This is a genomic window from Cupriavidus sp. 10L43_2, assembly GCF_056395265.1.
Genome location: NZ_JBFTJE010000008.1, coordinates 1 through 18,832, shown reverse-complemented (window position 1 = coordinate 18,832; position 18,832 = coordinate 1). Strand labels below are relative to the sequence as shown.

General features: G+C 69.1%; 18 protein-coding genes. 1 reads left to right on the top strand and 17 read right to left on the bottom strand.

All coding sequences use genetic code 11. The annotated features are described in order from the left end of the window. Positions 1–4: 4 nt before the first annotated feature. The 7 genes from AC1DEL_RS13425 to fliF form a co-directional block, all read right to left on the bottom strand. A complete protein-coding gene (locus AC1DEL_RS13425) occupies positions 5–1,060 on the bottom strand; it encodes an alpha/beta fold hydrolase (protein WP_092295494.1) in 1,056 nt (351 codons plus the stop codon). Positions 1,061–1,271: 211 nt separating this feature from the next. Beyond that, positions 1,272–2,834, bottom strand: a complete 1,563-nt coding sequence (locus AC1DEL_RS13420) for a flagellar hook-length control protein FliK (protein ID WP_477125372.1) — start codon at positions 2,832–2,834, stop codon at positions 1,272–1,274. A gap of 15 nt (positions 2,835–2,849) precedes the next feature. Beyond that, entirely contained in the window at positions 2,850–3,302 is a 453-nt protein-coding gene (gene fliJ / locus AC1DEL_RS13415) for a flagellar export protein FliJ (RefSeq protein WP_092295488.1), read from the bottom strand. Beyond that, positions 3,295–4,776, bottom strand: a complete 1,482-nt coding sequence (fliI, locus tag AC1DEL_RS13410) for a flagellar protein export ATPase FliI (RefSeq protein WP_477113207.1) — start codon at positions 4,774–4,776, stop codon at positions 3,295–3,297. Before fliI ends, fliJ begins: the two co-directional genes overlap by 8 nt. Continuing rightward, entirely contained in the window at positions 4,769–5,599 is an 831-nt protein-coding gene (gene fliH / locus AC1DEL_RS13405; RefSeq protein ID WP_092295485.1) for a flagellar assembly protein FliH, read from the bottom strand. Before fliH ends, fliI begins: the two co-directional genes overlap by 8 nt. Then, positions 5,586–6,599, bottom strand: a complete 1,014-nt coding sequence (gene fliG, locus AC1DEL_RS13400; protein ID WP_092295482.1) for a flagellar motor switch protein FliG — start codon at positions 6,597–6,599, stop codon at positions 5,586–5,588. Before fliG ends, fliH begins: the two co-directional genes overlap by 14 nt. After that, positions 6,583–8,265, bottom strand: a complete 1,683-nt coding sequence (fliF, locus tag AC1DEL_RS13395; protein WP_441592577.1) for a flagellar basal-body MS-ring/collar protein FliF — start codon at positions 8,263–8,265, stop codon at positions 6,583–6,585. The genes fliG and fliF overlap by 17 nt, the downstream gene beginning before the upstream one ends. Positions 8,266–8,619: 354 nt before the next feature. Between fliF and fliE the strand changes: the two genes are divergently transcribed. Next, on the top strand, positions 8,620–8,940 hold the full coding sequence (fliE, locus tag AC1DEL_RS13390; RefSeq protein ID WP_092295476.1) for a flagellar hook-basal body complex protein FliE: 321 nt from the start codon (positions 8,620–8,622) through the stop codon (positions 8,938–8,940). A 103-nt stretch (positions 8,941–9,043) separates the two neighbouring features. On the opposite strand, the gene AC1DEL_RS13385 is transcribed toward fliE, so the two are convergent. The 10 genes from AC1DEL_RS13385 to fliK all read right to left on the bottom strand — a co-directional run. Next, the gene (locus AC1DEL_RS13385) at positions 9,044–9,697 is read right to left on the bottom strand and encodes an LbetaH domain-containing protein (RefSeq protein WP_177219935.1); all 654 of its coding nucleotides are present in this window, start codon (positions 9,695–9,697) and stop codon (positions 9,044–9,046) included. Beyond that, positions 9,688–10,497: an NAD-dependent epimerase/dehydratase family protein gene (locus tag AC1DEL_RS13380; protein WP_092295473.1), complete on the bottom strand. Its 810-nt coding sequence runs from the start codon at positions 10,495–10,497 to the stop codon at positions 9,688–9,690. Before AC1DEL_RS13380 ends, AC1DEL_RS13385 begins: the two co-directional genes overlap by 10 nt. 18 nt (positions 10,498–10,515) lie before the next feature. Further along, positions 10,516–11,586 carry an FkbM family methyltransferase gene (locus AC1DEL_RS13375; RefSeq protein ID WP_092295470.1) on the bottom strand — a complete coding sequence of 357 codons (1,071 nt, stop codon included), beginning with the start codon at positions 11,584–11,586 and terminating at the stop codon, positions 10,516–10,518. A gap of 43 nt (positions 11,587–11,629) precedes the next feature. Next, positions 11,630–12,175: a dTDP-4-dehydrorhamnose 3,5-epimerase gene (rfbC, locus tag AC1DEL_RS13370; protein ID WP_092295467.1), complete on the bottom strand. Its 546-nt coding sequence runs from the start codon at positions 12,173–12,175 to the stop codon at positions 11,630–11,632. Next, a complete protein-coding gene (locus AC1DEL_RS13365) occupies positions 12,172–13,425 on the bottom strand; it encodes a methyltransferase domain-containing protein (protein ID WP_477125373.1) in 1,254 nt (417 codons plus the stop codon). Before AC1DEL_RS13365 ends, rfbC begins: the two co-directional genes overlap by 4 nt. Beyond that, a complete protein-coding gene (gene rfbG, locus AC1DEL_RS13360) occupies positions 13,422–14,504 on the bottom strand; it encodes a CDP-glucose 4,6-dehydratase (protein WP_092295461.1) in 1,083 nt (360 codons plus the stop codon). The genes AC1DEL_RS13365 and rfbG overlap by 4 nt, the downstream gene beginning before the upstream one ends. Then, positions 14,504–15,274 (bottom strand): glucose-1-phosphate cytidylyltransferase, encoded by a 771-nt coding sequence (rfbF, locus tag AC1DEL_RS13355; protein ID WP_092295458.1) that lies wholly within the window; start codon positions 15,272–15,274, stop codon positions 14,504–14,506. Before rfbF ends, rfbG begins: the two co-directional genes overlap by 1 nt. After that, a complete protein-coding gene (locus AC1DEL_RS13350) occupies positions 15,271–17,517 on the bottom strand; it encodes an O-linked N-acetylglucosamine transferase, SPINDLY family protein (RefSeq protein WP_092295455.1) in 2,247 nt (748 codons plus the stop codon). The genes rfbF and AC1DEL_RS13350 overlap by 4 nt, the downstream gene beginning before the upstream one ends. A gap of 182 nt (positions 17,518–17,699) precedes the next feature. After that, positions 17,700–17,996 (bottom strand): EscU/YscU/HrcU family type III secretion system export apparatus switch protein, encoded by a 297-nt coding sequence (locus tag AC1DEL_RS13345; protein WP_454757592.1) that lies wholly within the window; start codon positions 17,994–17,996, stop codon positions 17,700–17,702. Continuing rightward, positions 17,993–18,832, bottom strand: an 840-nt coding sequence (gene fliK / locus AC1DEL_RS13340; protein ID WP_477153820.1) for a flagellar hook-length control protein FliK, incomplete at its 5' end; no start/stop codon positions are given. The genes AC1DEL_RS13345 and fliK, both read right to left, overlap by 4 nt.

Below are 18,832 nucleotides of genomic sequence, written 5' to 3'. Positions count from 1 at the left end.
AGGGTTACCTCGGCCGCGCCATCCCCTCCAGCAACGCCTTATGGAACGCCGCCGGGTCCTGCATCTGGGGGGCGTGGCCGAGTTCGGGGAATTCCACCAGTGTGGTGTTCGGAATGGCCTTGGCAGTGATTTTGGCCAGTTCGGGGTAGCGGCCGAGCTTGGCCTGGACCTCTGGCGGGGCGGCGTCCTTGGCGATGGCGGTGGTGTCCTTGTCGCCGATCAGCAGGAGGGTCGGGGCCTGGATCGCGCCCATTTCGTAGACCACGGGCTGGGTGTAGATCATGTCGTACAGCAGGGCCGAATTCCACGCCACGGTCTGCTTGCCCGGGCCGCGGTTGAGGCCGGCGAGCATCTGCACCCACGGTTCGTAGTCGGCGCGCCATTGGCCCGCGTAGTACGTGGCCTTCTCATAGTTGCGGATGCGGTCGGCCGTGGTGGCCAGTTCGCGCGTGTACCACTGGTCCACGGAGAGCGGCGGCACGCCCTTGGCTTTCCAGTCTTCGAGCCCGATCGGGTTGACCAGCACGAGCTGCTGCGTCTCGCGCGGGTACATCAGCGCGTAGCGCATCGCCAGCATGCCGCCCGTGGAATGGCCCATGACCGTCACGTTGCTGACGCCGATGGATGCCAGCAGGTCGTGCGTGTTGCGGGCGAGTTGCTGGAAGGTGTACTGGTAGCGCGCCGGCTTGGTCGACTTGCAGAAGCCGATCTGGTCCGGCGCGATCACGCGGTAGCCGGCGCCGCTGAGCTGGTGGATGGTTTCCTGCCAGGTGGCGGCGCAGAAGTTCTTGCCGTGGAGCAGGACCACCGCGCGGCCGTTGGGCTTCTCGGGTTTGATGTCGAGAAAGGCCATCTGCATGGCTTCGCCCTGGGAGGTGAAGCGGTAGCGCTGGACCGGGGCGGGGTAGTCGAAGCCTTCGAGTTCGGGGCCGTAGGCGGGGCCGCTATCGGCAGTCGGCGCGGATGCAGCGGCATCGGCGGCGTGGGCGAGCGGCGCGGCGAATGCAGAGAACGCGGCGACAGTCGCAGCGGCAAGCAGGGTCTGGCGGAGCAGGGACATGGCGGGGGCGGGGTGCGAGGAAGAGACAGGATCGTCGCACAACTGACCGCCCCGCGTGCGGGGAAGTTCCGGACGGCGGCGGGCGTGCAGGCGCTGCCCCTCTCCCCCGGCCCCTCTCCCGCAAGCGGGCGAGGGGAGCAAACCCGCGGTGTTCTCCCCTCTCCCTCTGGGAGAGGGGCTGGGGGAGAGGGCAGGCGTCTGCAGTACCCGATCAGGCGAATGTATCGACTTCGCCGCGCGCCAGCGGGCGCGGGGTGCGGGGGGCGGGCGTAGCGGCCACGGCGGGTGCCGTGTCCTTGCCGAAGCCGGTGGTCTGGGCGAAGGCGCTGCCGCCGTTGGACTGGCGCTGCGGTTGCTGCTGGCCGCCGTTGCCGGCCTGGGCGAAGCCGTCCGAGCCGACCGATGCCTGGCCGAGCTGGATGCCCGCTTCGGCCATCGACGTCCGCAGGTGCGGCAGCGCGGCTTCCACGGCGGCGCGTACGGCCTGATGCGGCGACACGAACTGCGCCTGCGCCTGATCGTTCACCACGTTCAGCACCACCTTCAGCGGGCCAAGGTTGGGCGGGTTGAGATCGAGTTCGGCGGTCTGGTTGCCTTGCGTGGACAGGCGCACCATCTGCTGGCCGAGGGCCTGCGCCCACTGGCTGTCGCCAATGTTCGGGGCGACGGCCGGACGCGCGGCGGTTGCGGCGGCCGCTGCCGGCGTGGCATGCACGGCAGCCTGCGCGGCGATGGCCGAGGCCAGCGTGGCGGCGCTGCTGGCATTCGTGGCGCCGGTATCGGCCGATTCGCCGGTACGCGCCGCAGCCGCAGCGGCGGCAAACGGGTTGGCGGCCGGGGCGTTGGCGTTCGGCGCGGGGGCGGCTTGCAGTGCCGGCTGGGCCGTCTGGCCGAGGCTCGACTGCTGGCTGCCGGACTGGCCACCCGTGTGGCTGCCCGACTGGCCGTGCGCGTCCTGCGCGCCGGCGACCGGCACCTGCTGCGTGGCGGCGGCGATCTTGTCGGCGGTGGTCGGTGCGGTGCCCTGGAGCGCGGCGCGCTGCTGGGCGATGGTCGCCAGCGTGTCGGCCGGGCTCGGCGTGGACGCCTTGGCGGTGGCGTCGGCGGTGGCCGTGGCCGGCAGTTGCGCCAGCGGGTCGGTCTGGGCCGGGGCGGCGGCATCGCCAGCCGCTGCGGCGGCTTGTGCGGCTTGTGCGGCCTGTGCGGCGGCTTGCGCGGCAGCCTGGCCGGTCAGCGTGGCCGGGCCATTGAGACCATTGAGACCGTTCACGCCATTCATACCATTCAGGCCAGCGAGGCTGTTCAGCCCGGTGGCGTCGGCAGCGGTCTTGTCGGTCGGGGCCGGTTGCTGGGGCAGCGGTTGCAGCAGCATCGCGGCGGCCAGCGCGGCGGCAGCGGCGGCGGCGTCAGAGGCCACAGTGCTGTCTTCGCCGTTCTCGGCATCCTGCGTGGTGTCCGTGGCGGCATCGGCCTTGCCGGTGGTCTTCCCGTCGGCATCCTTGGCCGGGCGCGTATTGGCCTGCGCCGTCTGGGTGTCGCCCTTGTTCTGCGTCGATGGTTCGGTCGACTTGTCCTTGGCTGCCGTGTCCCTGGCGTCCGCCTTGTTACCGGACGGCTTGGCGGGCACGCGCACGGCGGGCTGGCCGCTGTCGCGCGCGCGGGTCAGCGCGTCCTTGAACGCATTCGCTTCGGCGCTGGCGCGGGCGTCGCCGGCCGTGCCGGAGGTCGGGGTCTTCAGGCCGGCGTTGCCGACGAGCTGGCTGATATCGATCATGTTCTTGTTGGCAGGTTAGTTCTGGCCGCTGGCCGGCTGGCGGGCCATGCGGGCGGCGTATTCGTCAGTGGAACGCTGCTCGCGCCGCGCGGAGACCTGCTGCTCGCGCACTTCGGCGCGGGTGATCAGCGTGTCGAACGAGTTCTGGCGGCGCTTCTGCTGCTGCCAGTTGGCACGGCCAGCCAGCAGGTCGGCCTCGGCCTTGGCCAGCGCGCTGGTCTGCTGGCGGATGGCGTGGTCGAGCGAGTCGAGAAAGCGCGAGAAGTCCTGCCAGCGCCCCGAGGTCATGCCCTCCGCCGCGATGGCCTGCATGCGCGTGCGGTACTCGTGACGGTATTCGGTCAGCGCCAGGAGCTGCTGCTCGGCCTGCGTGCGCAGCCCCTGCAGCCGGCCCAGCTCGCGCGTGGCCTTGTCCGTGTTGTCCTGGGCCAGTTCGGCCAGCGTGTTGAGCGGGGTGGGCTTAGCCATGGTGCGTCCTCTCGAAGAGATCGTGCAGGCGGGCGATGGAACCCTCGTAGTCCGCGCGCTCATGGATGTCCTGTTGCAGGAACGACTCCATGCGCGGGTGCATGCGGATTGCGAGGTCCAGTTCCGGATCGTTGCCGGGCACGTAGGCGCCCACGCTGATCAGGTCACGGTTGCGCTGGTAGCGCGACATCAGTTGCTTGAAGCGCCGCACGGAGGCGAACTGCGGCGGCTCGATCAGCGCGGTCATGGCGCGGCTGATCGAGGCTTCCACGTCGATGGCCGGATAGTGGCCGCTCTCGGCCAGGCTCCGCGACAGCACGATGTGGCCGTCCAGAATCGCGCGGGCGGAATCGGCGATGGGGTCCTGCTGGTCATCGCCCTCGGTCAGCACGGTGTAGAAGGCGGTGATGGAGCCGCCGCCCTCGGGGCCGTTGCCGGTGCGCTCCACCAGCGTGGGCAGCTTGGCGAACACCGAAGGCGGATAGCCCTTGGTGGCGGGCGGTTCGCCGATGGCCAGCGCGATCTCGCGCTGGGCCATCGCGTAACGGGTGAGCGAGTCCATGATCAGCAGCACGTGCTGGCCCTGGTCGCGGAAATATTCGGCGAGGCGCGTGGCGTAGGCGGCACCCTGCATGCGCAGCAGCGGCGAGGTATCGGCCGGCGCGGCCACCACGACCGAGCGCTTGCGGCCCTCTTCGCCCAGGATGTTCTCGATGAAGTCCTTCACTTCGCGGCCGCGTTCGCCGATCAGGCCGACCACGATCACGTCGGCGCTGGTGTAGCGGGCCATCATGCCCAGCAGCACGGACTTACCCACGCCGGAGCCGGCGAACAGGCCCATGCGCTGGCCGCGTCCCACGGTCAGCATGCCGTTGATGGCGCGCACGCCCGTGTCCAGCACGGTTTCGATCGGGGCGCGCATCAGCGGGTTGATCTGCTGGCCGGCCAGCGGGACTTCGGTGGCGGCGGTGATCGGGCCGAGGCCGTCGAGCGGACGACCGGCGGCGTCGAGCACGCGGCCCAGCAGGCCGTGGCCTACCGGCAGGCGCTTCGAGCCGGGTTCGCGCGGCGAAGCCATGCCGGACGGTTGCGGCGACGGTTCGAGCGGATAGACACGGGCGCCCGGCACCAGGCCGGCCACGTCCGATTGCGGCATCAGGTAGAGGCGGTCGGCGCCAAAGCCGACCACTTCGGCCTCGGCCGTGCGCGGGCCGCCATGGGCGTGCTGCGTGCCCGGCAGTTCGATCAGGCAGTCGCTGCCCACCGGCATGCGCAGCCCCACGGCTTCCAGCACGAGCCCGGCGGCGCGCGTCAGGCGGCCGCAGGCGCGCTTGCTGTCCACCTCGGCGATACCTGCCGAGGCGCCGGTCAGCGCGTCGCGCCAGCGCGCGGTGTGCAGCGCGGCAGAAGCGACATCGGCGGGTGCCGACGGGGGCATCGGCTGGGCCGGCGCGGCGGGCTGGGCGTCATGCATGCGGGGGCTCCCACGGGTCGTTGCGGCCCAGGGCCTTGATCACACGGCTCCAGCGGGTGGCCAGGCTGGCGTCCAGTTCGCCGCTGGCGGCGCTGGCGATGCAGCCGCCGCGCGCCACGGTGGCGTCGGCGCGCACGGTCCAGCCGGCGGCTTCCAGTTCGCCGGCCAGGTGGGTTTCCACCAGCGACACGTCTTCGGGATTCAGCAGCAGGCAGGGCGAGCCGGACAGCCGCGGCTCGGCCGCCAGCAGTTCGCGCGCGGCGGGCAGCAGCGCGGCGGGATCGGTCTCCATGGTCTTGCGGACCAGCTGGCGGGCCACATCGAGGGCCAGGCCGACCAGTGCGTCGGCAATCTCGGTATCCACGCGGCCAAGCGCGTCGCGGAAGTTGCCGGCCAGCTCCTGCAGCCGGGCGGCTTCATTGCGGGCCGATTCCAGACCGCGCGCATAGCCTTCGCGGTGGCCGTCGCCATAACCCTGGGTCTGGCCCTGGGTGTAGCCCTGCGCATAGCCTTCCTTGCGGGCGCCTTCGCGCATCGCATGCAGGGCTTCGAAATCGATGGACGGCGGGGGCGGCGGTTCGGCGGGGAGCTGGACGGACTCAAGCGCCCGCTTCAGCGCGTCGCGCGGGTCCAGCGACACCATCTGCCAGCGCTGCCAGGCGTCCCCGCGCGAGCGGGCGCGCACCGGGCTGGGCGGCTCGAACGCGCTGAAGTTGTCGAACGGGTCGCTGGCACCGGCGCCACTGCCATTGCCGATGCTGGTGCCGGTGTCGCCGCGGGCAGGCCCGCGGCTGGCGGCAAAGCCGCGCTCAAACGTAGGCATCGTCGCCTCCGCCAATCTGGATTTCGCCCGATTCCGCCAGGCGTCTCACCACCTGCAGGATGGCCTTCTGCTCGGCCTCCACCTGCGACACACGCACTGGTCCCAGCGCTTCCAGGTCTTCGCGCAGCATCTCGCCGGCACGGGTGGACATGTTGCGGATGAACTTGTCGCGCAGTTCCTGCTGGGCACCCTTGAGCGCCACGATGAGCGATTCGGTAGCCACTTCCTTGAGCACGCGCTGGATGCCGCGGTCGTCCACTTCCAGCAGGTTCTCGAACAGGAACATCTCGTCGATGATCTTCTGGGCCAGGTCGGTGTCGTGCGTGCGCACGCCGTCGATGACCGCTTCCTCGTGGGCCGTGCTCATCAGGTTGATGATCTCGGCCGCCGTGCGGACGCCGCCCATGCGGCTGCGCTTCAGGCTCTGGCCGGCCAGCAGCTTGGTCAGCACGTCGGTCAGCTCCTGCAGCGCGCCCGGCTGCACGCCGCCGAACGTGGCGATCCGCAGGATCACGTCGTTGCGCAGGCGGTCCGTGAAGAAGCCCAGCACTTCGGACGACTTCTGGCGGTCCAGGTGGATCAGGATGGTAGCGATGATCTGCGGGTGCTCGTCCTTGATCAGCTCGGCCACCGAGGTGGCGTCCATCCAGTTCAGGGAGTCGATGCCGCCGCCCGGATCGCGCGATTCCAGGATGTCCTCGATCACGGACAGCGCGCGTTCCTCGCCCAGCGCCTTGTTCAGCACGCTCTTGATGAACGAGCTGGAGTCCACGTTCAGCGCCAGGTACTGCTCGGTCTCGCCGCGGAACTCGGCCAGCACCTCGGCCATTTCCTCGCGCGTCACCGACGACAGGTTGGCCATCGCCGAACCCAGCCCCTGCACTTCACGGGGCGACAGATGCTTGAAAACCTCGGCGGCAGCGTCCTCGCCAATCGCCATCATCAGGATGGCGCTCTTCTGCAGGCCCTGTTCGGGCATTCCCTTACTGGCGTTCGTCATGGGCCATCCAATTCTTGATTACGCTGGCGACCAGGCGCGGGTCGCGTTGCGCGGCGTCGCGCACCAGGGCGAGATCGCTTTCGTACTTCGCGGCCAGGCGCAGGACTTCCGGATTCTGGGCTTCTTCCGGCGGCAGGAGCACGGCCTCGCTGGCTTCCGTCGTCTCGGAGGGCGCGGGCAGCGGCGGCGCGGTGTACTTGCGCAGCACCGGACGCGCCACCTTGAACCACAGGAACATCGCCAGGATGGCCAGCAGCAGGTAGCCGACGCCGGTCTTGGCCAGGTCGATCATCTGCGGTTGCTTCCACAGCGGCAGCTCGGGTTCCTTCTCCGCGTTGTCGGTGAACGGGCTGTTGACCACGTTCAGCGAGTCGCCGCGGTCGGCCGAGTAGCCCATCGCTTCCTTGGTCAGATTCTCGATCTGGGCCAGTTCCTTGGCGGACAGCGCCTCGGTCACCGGCTTGCCCTTGGCATCGAGCTTCTGGCGGTAGTTCACGACCACGGCCACCGACAGGCGCTTCACGCCGCCGGGAGCCTGCTGCACGTGACGCACCACGCGGTCCACCTCGTAGTTGGTGGTGGCGTCGCGGCGGCTGGTGCTCGGGCCGGTCTTCTCGGCGGTCTGCGTGGCCTGGTTCGCGTTGGCCTGGGCCGGCGGATTGGGCTGGCCCGGCTGGCGCGGCGGCTGCGGCGTGGTCACCGGGGCCACGGCGGCGGCCGGCGGCTGGTTCGACAGCGCGCCCGGCACGCCGCCCACGGGGGTGGCGCCCTGCGTGCTCGACTCGCTGGTCTGCTGGCTGCGGATGACCGCCTTGGTCGGGTCCTGGTTCGGCTTGTAGCTTTCGTCGGTGTGCTCGACGGACGAGAAGTCCACGTCCGCGGTGACCTGGGCGTGGACGTTGTCCTTGCCGAGGATCGGCGCGAGGATGGCTTCCACGCGCTTGACGTAGTTCTGTTCCACCTGCTGCACGAACTTGAGCTGGCTGGCATCCAGCGAGCGGTCGTTGGTGCCGGAGAGCAGGTTGCCGTGCTGGTCGACGATGGAGATCGACTTCGGCGTGAGTTCGGGCACGCTGGACGAAACCAGGTGGCTGATGGCGGCGACCTGGCCTTCATCGACGGCGCGGCCCGGGTAGAGCTGCAGCACGATCGACGCGGTGGGCTTCTGGCGCTCGCGCACGAACAGGGTGGGCTTGGGGATGGCCAGGTGCACGCGGGCCGACTGCACGGCGCCGATCGACTCGATCGAGCGGGCGAGTTCGCCTTCCAGGCCACGCTGGTAGTTGACCTGTTCGGCAAACTGGCTGATGCCGAACTTCTGGTTGTCCATCAGCTCCATGCCGGTGTTGCCGCTCTTCGGCAGGCCCTGGCTGGCCAGCTTGAGGCGCATTTCGTGCACCTTGTCAGCCGGCACCATCAGCGCGCCGCCGCCTTCGGCGAACTTGTACGGCACGTTCATCTGCTGGAGGGAGGCCACCACGGCGCCGCCGTCGCGCTCGGACAGGTTGCTGTACAGCACCTTGTAGTCCGGCGTGCGCGACCACATCACGCCCACGGCGATGGCCGCGACCAGTGCCGCCCCGCCCAGCATCATGGGCAGGCGCGGATTGGCCTTGAGCTTGTCGACCAGTGCCGCGCCGTTCGGCAGGGTAGCTGCCGCGTTCATGCGCGCGACTCCGGCGCGGCAGGGTTAGTCCTGCCCTTGCCACTTTCGCCTTGGCTGCCGTTAATCATTTCGGCTTGGCTCACATTACGCTGCTGAAAAAACACGCGCACTCCCCGCTGGTTGATAACAGGCCGGGGCGGTGCGTCGATACGCTTGGATCCGCCAGATCCGGCACGGTAGCGATGATCGGCCAGAAGGCTGATGGACAATCGGCTGAATAGGCTAGGTTTTCCCGCCGAATTCATCCTTTGGGCCGGGAGCGGGGGTGGGTACAGTGCGAGCACTGAAAACGGACTGCGTGTGATGTATCAGGCGCGTGGCTCCGGAAACCCCTCTCACAGAACCGGACGCGTCATGACGATCTCCTCGATTGAAGGCATGCTCCAGCAACTGCGCGGCCTGGCGCAGGTGGCTGGCGGCGGCAGCACCAACCAGGCCCCGGCGGCCTCTACCGAAGGCTTCGCGGGCGAACTGCAACGCTCCATGCAACGCCTGAACGCCGTGCAGGACCGCGCCTACGGCCAGGCCGAAGCCTTCGAAATGGGCAAGCCCGGCGTGGCCCTGAACGACGTGATGATCGACATGCAGAAAGCCAACGTGTCGTTCCAGACCGCCGTCCAGGTCCGCAACCGCCTGGCGGCGGCGTACCAGGAAATGATGAATATGCCGGTTTGATGGCAGTTCTCCGACCCGCGCAGCGGTTGGGGCGTGGGTCGGGAACGACAAAAAGGCCATGTTGCGCTGCCGCGACATGGCCTTTTTGCCGTCTGTCACTCCCTCAGACCCTGAAATACTCCGTCGCCGCCCGCTCGTAGGCGGGCTTGCAGATCAGGTCGCCGGCGTCGCCGGCGTAGACCAGGCAGTCGCCCGGGGTTTCGCGGTTCAGCACGCTGACGCCCTGCGAGATCACCGAGCCGTTGCGGACGTGGCTGCGGCCGATGATGGCGGTGTTGGGGTACATGACCACGCCGTCGCCGATGACCGGGGCCACGCCGTGGTTCTTGCCCACGGTGGAGTTCTGGTACAGGACGAGGTAGTTGCCATAGGTGGCCTTGGCCAGCACGATGCCGACGGAGTGGCCGATGAAGAACACCTCGGGCATCTCGATCTCGTAGAACAGGTCGATCGCGTTGAGCGCCTTGTTGAGCAGGAACAGCTTGGTGCAGGCCTCGCCGTGGCGCTCATTGCGCCAGATCGTGTTCGAGAGGTAGTACAGGTACTGGCAGTACTGCGACGAGTGCAGGTAGTTGAACTGGCCGGGGCGCCACATGCGCACGGCGTCGATGCAGTGGCCCACGCGGGTCAGGGCCTCGTCCATGTGCCGGGACACCACGGGCAGCAGCGCCGCGTGGCGGCCGTCCGGCACCAGGTTGGCCACCTGGGCGCAGGTGTAGGCGGCCAGCGACTCGCGGGTATGGCCGATCAGTTCCATGGCTTGATCCCCTCCAGATAGCTCGCCACCACGTCGCGTACGTCGCGCGGGGCCACGCCGAGGCCGCGCAGTGCCTCGGTGCTGCACACGGCGGCCCGTTGCACGGGCGAGGCGCGGGTCAGCCCGATGTCCCAGCCGAGCCGGTTGAAGACCTCGGCCAACTCGCCGTTGGACACATTGGCGCCGCTGGCCAGGTTGAAGATGCCGCTCGCGCCGCCCGTGGACATCGCGGTCAGTGCGCCGACCACGTCGTCCAGGTGGATGTAGTCGCGCACGAAGCCGGCGTCGCTGTCGAGCGTGAACGCGCGCTCGGTGGCGGCCCGGATCAGCCATTCGGACAGGAAGCCCGGCGCTTCGGGCGCCCAGTCGAACACGCACGAGAGCCGCGCCACGGCGGCGCGGCCGGCGGCCACGGTCAGGCAAAGGTTCTCGCCCAGCCCCTTCGACAGGTCGTACAGCGCGCGCGGGCTGGCCGGCTGCAGCATCAGCGCGGCGGCTTCGTCGCCCACGGGCAGCTGCGAGGTGTCGTAGAGTCGCGTGGAAGACAGGTAGACCAGATGCGCGAAGCGGTTCGCGCGCAGCACATCGGCCAGCAGCGAGACGTGCGCCGTGACGGTGTCGAACGGGCGCGCCGCGAAGTCGGCCGTCAGGCCGGCGCAGTAATACACATGGCCCAGGTCACGGGTGAAGAGCGCGCGGTCGCCGCGCGCGGGCACCCAGACCTCATGGCCGGCACGCCGCAGCGTGTCCGCCAGGCGGCGGCCGACAAAGCCGGCCCCGCCGATCACCGTACAGCGCATTGCTTTCCTCGGTGTCGATCAGTTGACGGGATGGTGGAGCGCCGGGTCACGGTGCCACAGCAGCTTGGGGCTCACGCCCGGCACGACCGCGAAGTCCTTGCCCGCCAGCAGCGCCGGGTCCTTCACGGCCACCATGTTGAAGCCGTGCGCCGGGCCTTCCAGGTAGACCTGGTCCACCGGCACCAGCTCCACGGGGCGGCCTTCCATGTTCACGTTCGAGTTGAAGTCGCGCACGGCGTAGACGTGGTAGCCGAAGCCGGTGAGCATGCGGATGATCTCGGCGTTCTGCAGGCCGGCGCTCCAGTCCACGTAGTGGCGGTGCACTTCGAACACGAGGTTCGGGGCTTCGCCGGCCGGGCGGGCCAGCTGCTTCGCCGCGCCCTTGAACACGTTCAGTTCGGCGCCTTCGATGTCGAGCATGATCAGGCCGAGCTTGTCCACGTTCTGCTGGGCGCAGTACTCGTCGATGGTGATCGTCGAGAAGCTGTCGTCATCGGCGGGGCCGTCGGTGTGCTCGGCATGGGCGAATGAGTCGTGGCCCACCAGGCGTAGTTGCGTGGTGCTGTCCGACCACAGGCCCAGGCGCCAGCTACGGATGTTTTCCACGTGGTTCAGCGAGGCGTTGTTGCGCAGCATGCCGAGCTGGTCGGCATTCGGCTCGAACGCGTGGCAGGTGCCGCCGGCCTGCGCCAGGCGGCGCGCCATCAGGATCACCTGGTCGCCGAAGTAGGCGCCCCCCACCACGGCATGGCCGCCGCGCTCGCACAGCTTCAGCAGCAGCTTGGTGGTCTGCGGCTCCCACACGTGGTCCGGCTGCGGCGGCGTGCTCATCAGGAAGTCGCGCGCGATCTTGGTGCGGTACAGGAATTCGAACACCGTGCCGTCGGCCAGCGTCTTGCGCAGGCGCGACTGCTCGTTGTACATGGCGTCGACGATCGGGCCGGTAATGTCGTCACGCACGCTGCCTTCGTAGGCGTCCAGGTCTTGCTCGATGCTCTTGCACAGGGCGATGACCTTGTCGCGGGCGGCGGCGCTGCCGCCCACCGTGCGCAGGGCGTCGGACAGCTTTTGCAGATGTTCAGTCGTCATGGGTGGCTCCGCTTGGATTGTCAGGATCGAATAAAAGGGGTTGTCAATGCTCGCCAAGCCCGGCGAGCAGGGGAAGCGCCAGGTCCTTCGCGGAGACCATGCGGTCCGCGCAGTCTGGCCAGTCAATGCCGATGGCGGGGTCGTCCCAGCGTACGCCGGCACTGCTGCCGGGCGCGAACGGCACCGTCATCTGGTAGAACACCTCGGAGAGCGCCGTGCGGGTCTGGAACCCGTGTGCGACGCCCTTCGGGATGTAGATCGCCCGCTGGTTGTCCGCCGACAGCTCCACGGCCTGCCATTGCAGGTAGGTGGTGGACGCGCGGCGCAGGTCGAGGATCACGTCGTACACCGCGCCGGTGGTCACGCGCACGAGCTTGTCCTCGGCATGCGCGCCGGTCTGGAAGTGCATGCCGCGCAGGATGCCGGCGCGCGTGTTGCGCGAGACGCTCTGCTGCACGAAGTGCGCGTCGAGGCCGTGCTCGGCGAACGCCGCCACGCAGACCGTGCGCGCGAAAAAGCCTCGCGCGTCGGGCAGCGGTTCGGGGTCCACCAGCCAGGCGCCGGCGATGCGGGTCGGGGTGAAGATCACGGCAGGACCACGGTATCGGGAATGGGCACCACGAAGCGGCCGCCCCAGGCGCGGATGCCGGCCATCTGCTCGATCACCTCGTCCTTGATGTTCCACGGCAGGATCACCAGGTAGTCGGGCCGGCTGGCGTAGATGGAATCGGGCGAGCGCACCGGAATGCGCGTGCCGGGCAGCAGCTTGTTCTGCTTGGCCGGGTTGCGGTCCACCACGTACTCGATCAGGTCGGCGTCGATGCCGCAGTAGTTCAGCAGCGTGTTGCCCTTGGCGGCGGCGCCGTAGGCGGCCACGCGCTTGCCGGCGCGGCGCGCCTCGATCAGGAAGGCCAGCAGGTCGCGCTTGGCCTGGCGCACGCGCTCGGCAAAGCGGGCGTAGCGGTCCGGCGAGGTCAGGCCGCCGGCGACTTCCTCATCCAGGCAGGCTTGCACGGCCGGCGTGGTGGCGCGGCGCGAGGCCTGGTGGCAGGCAAACAGGCGCAGGCTGCCGCCGTGCGTGGCCAGGTGCTCGATGTCGAACACGCGCAGCCCGGCGCGGGCGAGGATCGGCACCAGCGCCGTCAGCGACAGGTAGGAATAGTGCTCGTGGTACAGCGTGTCGAACTGGTTCTGTTCGAGCAGGCGCAGCAGGTGCGGGAACTCGAGCGTGATCACGCCTTCCGGCTTCAGCACGATCGGCATGCCGCCCACGAAGTCGTTGATGTCCGGCACGTGGGCCAGCACGTTGTTGCCGAGCAGCAGGTCCACCTCCCAGCCTTCCACGCGCAGCGCGCGCGCGGTGCGCTCGCCGAAGAACAGCTCGCGGCTGTCGATGCCCTTGGCGCGCGCGGCTTCGCCGGTATTGGCGGAAGGCTCGATGCCCAGGCACGGCACGCCGTTCTGGTGGAAGTACTGGAGCAGGTAGCCGTCGTTGCTGGCGAGCTCCATCACGCTGCTCGCCGGTGTCAGGTCGAAGCGCTCGGTCATCGCCGTCACGTAGCGGCGGGCGTGTTCGAGCCACGAGGTGGAGAACGACGAGAAGTAGACGTAGTCGTCGTGGAAATGGGTCTCCGCCGGCGTGGCGTCGCGCAGCTGCACGAGCCAGCACTTGTGGCACACCATGGCGTGCAGCGGATAGAACATCTCGCCCTGTGCGATGTGCTCCGGCCGGATGAAGGCATTGGAGACCGGCGACAGGCCGAGGTCCACGACGGTTTGCGTCAGCGGTGCGCCGCAGGCGCGGCAGCAGGGGGTAGGAGCGGTGGCAGCAGTGGTCATGCGCAGAATTGCTCGATCTGTTGTTCGGTGATGGCGCGGGCCTGGCCCGGCTCGTGCTGGACGGTGCGATACCAGCGTGCGGTGGCGGCCAGCGCCTCGTCCAGCGTCCAGCGCGATTGCCAGCCCAGCAGCGTGTGCGCCTGGGAGGAATCGAGGTACAGGTTGCGGGCCTCGTGCGGCGCAGCGCCCGGTGGCGGGCAATGCGCCCACTGGAGTTCCGGCCAGTGTTGCTGCAATCCGCCCAGCACGCGCGCTACCGGGAGGTTGTCGCGCGCTTCCGGGCCAAAGTTGAAGGCGGTGGCCAGCGCGGCGTCGCCGGCCAGCAGCCGGGCGCCCAGCAGCAGGTAGCCGTGCAGCGCTTCCAGCACGTGCTGCCACGGCCGCGTCGCCTGTGGGCTGCGGATCTCAAGCGTGGCGCTACGGGCGGCAGCGCGCGCGGCGTCGGGAATCAGGCGGTCCTCGGACCAGTCGCCGCCGCCGATCACATTGCCGGCGCGCGCGGTGGCGAGCAGCACGCCACGCTCGGCCAGGAACGACTTGCGATAGCTGGCGGCCACGAGTTCGGTGCCGGCCTTGCTCGCGCTATAGGGGTCATGGCCGCCGAGCGGATCGGTCTCGCGGTAGCCCCAGAGCCATTCCTTGTTGTCGTAGCACTTGTCGGTGGTGACCACGATGACCGCGCGCACGGACGGGCAGGTGCGCACCGCGTCGAGCAGGTTGACCGTGCCCATGACGTTGGTGGACCACGTCTCGGCCGGGTCGCGGTAGCTCGCGCGCACGAGCGGCTGCGCCGCCAGGTGCAGCACGATCTCGGGTTCGGCCGCGTGCAGCGCGCGCGTGAGCGCGGCGGCATCGCGGACATCGCCCACCGTATGCTGCGCGAGCGCCGGCGCCACGCGCGCGGCGTCGAACAGGCTCGGCGTGGTGTTCGGGGCGAGGGCGTAGCCGCTGACGCGCGCATCCAGCCGCGCGAGCAGCAGCGCCAGCCAGGCGCCCTTGAAACCGGTGTGCCCGGTCACGAAGACGCGCCGGCCTGCGAAGGCGGAAAGCGCCGCCGACGGGGAAGCAGTCGACACCATTACCAGCGCTTCCAGGGCGCCTTGCCGGATTGCCAGAGGTCTTCCAGCAGGTTCTTCTCGCGCAGCGTGTCCATCGGCTGCCAGAAACCGGTATGTTCGAACGCGGCCATCTGGCCGGAGCGGGCGAGTTGGCGCATCGGCGCTTCTTCCCAGCTCGTGGTGTCGTCCGGAATCAGGTCGAGCACTTCCGGGTGCAGGATGAAGAACCCGCCGTTGATCCACGCGCCATCGCCACGCGGCTTCTCGGTGAAGCCGCACACCTTGTCGTTGTCGCGCTCGAGCGCGCCGTAGCGGCCCGGCGGCTGCACGGCGGCCACGGTGGCACGGCGGCCGTGCTCGCGGTGGAACGCGATCTCGGCCGTGATGTCGATGTCGGACACGCCGTCGCCGTAGGTGAAGCAGAACGGCTCTCCGGGCGTCAGGTACTCGCGCACGCGGCGCAGGCGGCCGCCGGTCATCGAGTCCTCGCCGGTATCGACCAGCGTCACGCTCCACGGCTCGGCCTTGCGGTGGTGCACGGCCATGCGGTTCTCGCGCATGTCGAACGTGACGTCGGACATGTGCAGGAAGTAGTTGGCGAAGTATTCCTTGATGACGTAGCCCTTGTAGCCCAGGCAGATCACGAACTCGTTCACGCCGTGCGCCGAGTACATCTTCATGATGTGCCAGAGGATGGGCTTGCCGCCGATCTCGATCATCGGCTTCGGCCGCAGGTGCGATTCCTCGGAGATGCGGGTGCCCAGGCCCCCGGCCAGGATGACGGCCTTCATGCTGCCACCTCCTCGGCGGCGGCTTCGGGGGCGGCCTGCGTAGCCACCTCGATGCCGATCACCTCGAACACGGTAGGCGGTGGGGAGGCTTCCAGCACTTCCAGCGCCAGGCCGAACTGCTCGTCCAGCAACTGGGCGAGCGCGGACTTGTCCAGGCCGAGTTCGTCGAGCCAGAGCGCCAGCTTGCGGTACAGCGGCAGCGCGTATGGGCGCATGCCGATGGCTTCCACCAGCAGGTCGATGGCCGCGTCAGCCTCGCCGTTGTGGTACTTGAATTCGGCCAGGCCGTAGGCCACCACCCAGTTGCGGTACCAGGTGGACGTCAGGTTCTCCAGCACGTTGAGCAGCGGCACCCATTCCTTCAGGTGGATGTGAGCGGCCACCGACATCACGAGGTCCTCGGCGGGATACCACGCGCCGGCGAAGAACAGGCCGGAGCGGCGCGGTTCGGTGCGGGCGGGAATCGGCTTGGTCTCGCTGCAGATCTCGGTCAACTGGTCCTCGAACCAGGCGGCGAAGCGCTGCGCGTCGAACATCTCGCTCTGCTCGGCACGCGGACGGATCGACATGCGGATCTCGTTGAGCTGCTGCACGTCCGAAGCCAGCGCACAGGCCACGTCGACGTACTGGGCCTCGGTCTCGCAGATCAGGTCGTCCAGGCCGGCGGCGTGCAGGAACGGGGCCGACACGCGCTGGTGGAAGGTGTCGCCGGAGAAGGTCACCACGGGCACGCCCATCCAGATGGCGTCGCAGGTGGTGGTGCCGCCGGTGACGGGCGCGGTGTCCAGCGCGATGTCGATGCGGTTGTAGGTCACGTACTGCGCGGCGCCGTCACGGTTGATCAGCTCCACGCGGCTGGTGTCGATGCCATGGGCGACCATGCGCTCGTAGAGCATCTCGCGCACGTTGTCGCGGTCGCAGCCGGTGGCTTCCACCAGCATGCGGGCGTTCGGGCAGCGTGCCAGCACGGCGCTCCACAGCCGCATGGTCTTGGGACCCAGCTTGGCGATGGTGTTGCACGAGCCAAACGTGATGTAGCCGTTGTTCAGCGCCGGGGTCGGCTGCACGCGGAACTGCGGGTCGTAGATCTTCAGCGGGTTGGTGACGATCGGGTGGTAGGCGCTGAACACCGGCGCACGGAGCAGTGTTTCCGTGTAGTTGTGGTCGAAGCCCTCCGGATCGGCGGTCCAGTCGGTCACGCGGTACTCGATCTGCTCCATGCCGGTGGTGCCGGGGTAGCCCAGCCACGTCAGCTGCTTCGGGGCCAGGCGGTGGACCATGTAGGTCAGCGGCGAGGCGCCCGTGTAGCCGCCCAGGTCGATCATCACGTCGCAGCGCTGCGCGCGCACGGCCTTGACCACCTCGGCCTCGGACATCCTGTAGAGGTCGTGGAAGCCTTCCGCGTAGACGCGGATCTTCCTGGTGATGTTGTCGTTGACGTTCGACAGCGAGAACAGGTGCACCTCGAAGCGCGTGCGGTCCAGGTTGGCGATCAGCGGGATCAGGAAGTAGGCGCAGGCATGGCGGCGCAAGTCGTTCGACAGGATGCCGATGCGGATCCGCTCGCCCTGGCTGGCCTGCAAGGCCGGGGCTTCGACGGGCGTGCGGGCCAGCGTGCGGGCCCAGTCGGTGGCCTCGCGGCGCAGTTCCTCGGCGCCGATGGTTTCGTCGTAGAGCAGCGAGAACAGCAGGTTGGAGCGGTTCACGCGCTGCAGCGGGTCCAGCGCGCAGGCGCGGCGGAACACCGGAATGGCTTCGATGGTGCTGCCCGATTCGCGCAGCGCCGAGGCGTAGTTGCCCACCGCCACCGGGTCGTTCGGCAGCAGCGCGGCGGCTTTCTCGCCGGCCAGGCGGGCGCCGTAATAGTCGCCGGTATAGAACATGGCCGTGCCGAGCACCTGCCACAGATGGGCCGAGCCAGGCTGGAGTTCCAGGCTGCGCTGGAGCAGCGGAATGCCGGCGGCGTAGTTTTCCAGTGCCACGTCGAGCGCGCCGACCAGGCCCAGGAAGCCCGGATGGTTCGGGAAGCGCTTCATGCCGGCTTCCGCCAGCCGCTTGGCTTCCTCGCTATGGTTCATGCCGGACAGGCACAGCGATTCGATGTAATACGGTTCGGGGAGCGTGCCGGCGCTGCGCTTGGCGGCGCGGGCGAGCTTCAGCGCTTCCGCATACTTGCTGGCGTTGTAGGCAGTCCAGGCCTGCTGGATCGTCCGCTGCGCGGGACTCGAAACGTTCTTGGTCATGGCGTTGTGCTTTGCAAAGGCGCGGTGTCAGCCCGGACAGCAGACGGGCTGATCGATGCATGCACAGTAACAAGGGACGTTCCGCGCCATCGGCCGGAACACGGGCCGAAATTGGCGCTATTTCAGCGGGGGTGCCGTTTTCGGCGCCTCGGGGACCGGGTCAGATGAGGGTCAGGCGGGGGTCAGGAGAGGGCCGGAAGGGATGCCGCCGCATCCGGCTGCTCCATCCGGTGCAGCCAGACCAGCAACTCGGCCACGGCCACATAGAGCTGCGGGGGAATCTGGCTGTCGAGGTCCACCTGCATCAGCAGGTTGACCAGCGCCGGGGAGCCGTGCACGTAGACGCCGGCCTCGCGGGCACGCGCGATGATGGCTTCGGCGGACAGGCCGTAGCCCTTGGCCACCACGCGCGGGGCCTTGTCGGCGGACTGGTAGGAGAGCGCGACGGCGGCGCCGCGGTTCGGATCGTTCTCGCTCATGACTGGGCTGCGGGAATGGCGTCCAGGCGCGCTTCCACCTCGGTGGCTGCGCTGACGTTGAGGTTCAGCAGGGAGATGCCGTGGGCTTCGAGCTGGCCGCGGAAGTCAGCGCCTGCTTCGGCCAGACGGCCAGCGGTGGCGCGGTCATCGGCCACCAGTCGCGCTTCCAGACCGTGCGCGCCGAGAGTCAGCACGGCATCGACATGCCCGAGCCGGGGCAGATCCAGCCGCAGCCGGGTGCTCCAGGTCGCGGCATCTGCCGAGGTAGGCGAGTGCTCACCTTGCTGCTCGCGCGTGACTTCCCAGTCCATCGGCATGCCGGGCCAGGCTTCCACGGTCCAGCGGAACTGCTGCGTGGCGAGCAGCTCGAGCTGGTGGCGCACCACGCCTTCGCTGGCCGGGTGGACTGGCGGGCCGACGTCGGCCTGCGGGGGGGCGGCGGGCTGGTCGGGCGCATTCCAGCTGGCGATGATCGCCGCGCGCTGGGCCTGGGCGATATGGTGGCCTTCGTGCGACACCTCGGCCGTGATCTGGTAAGCATGCGCCGCCGCATTGGCGTGCGCGGCACGGCGCTGTTCGGCGGCCGGTGTCGAGGGCGTGGCCTGGCCTGGCGTGGCGCCGGCGGGCTGGCCCGGTTGGCCGGCCTGGCTCCCTGCGTCGGCGCCACGGCCGCGTGCTGGCTGCGCCGGTACGCCGGTAGTCAGCGGAAAGATGGTCGGGCGCGTCAGTTCTGCCAGGATCGCGGCGCTCGGGGCCTGCGCGGGCGCGGCGGGCGGGCCGCCATAGGGCAGCAGCGCCACCGGCGCACCGGCGCCGGGCGCGGGCTGCTGCGGTGG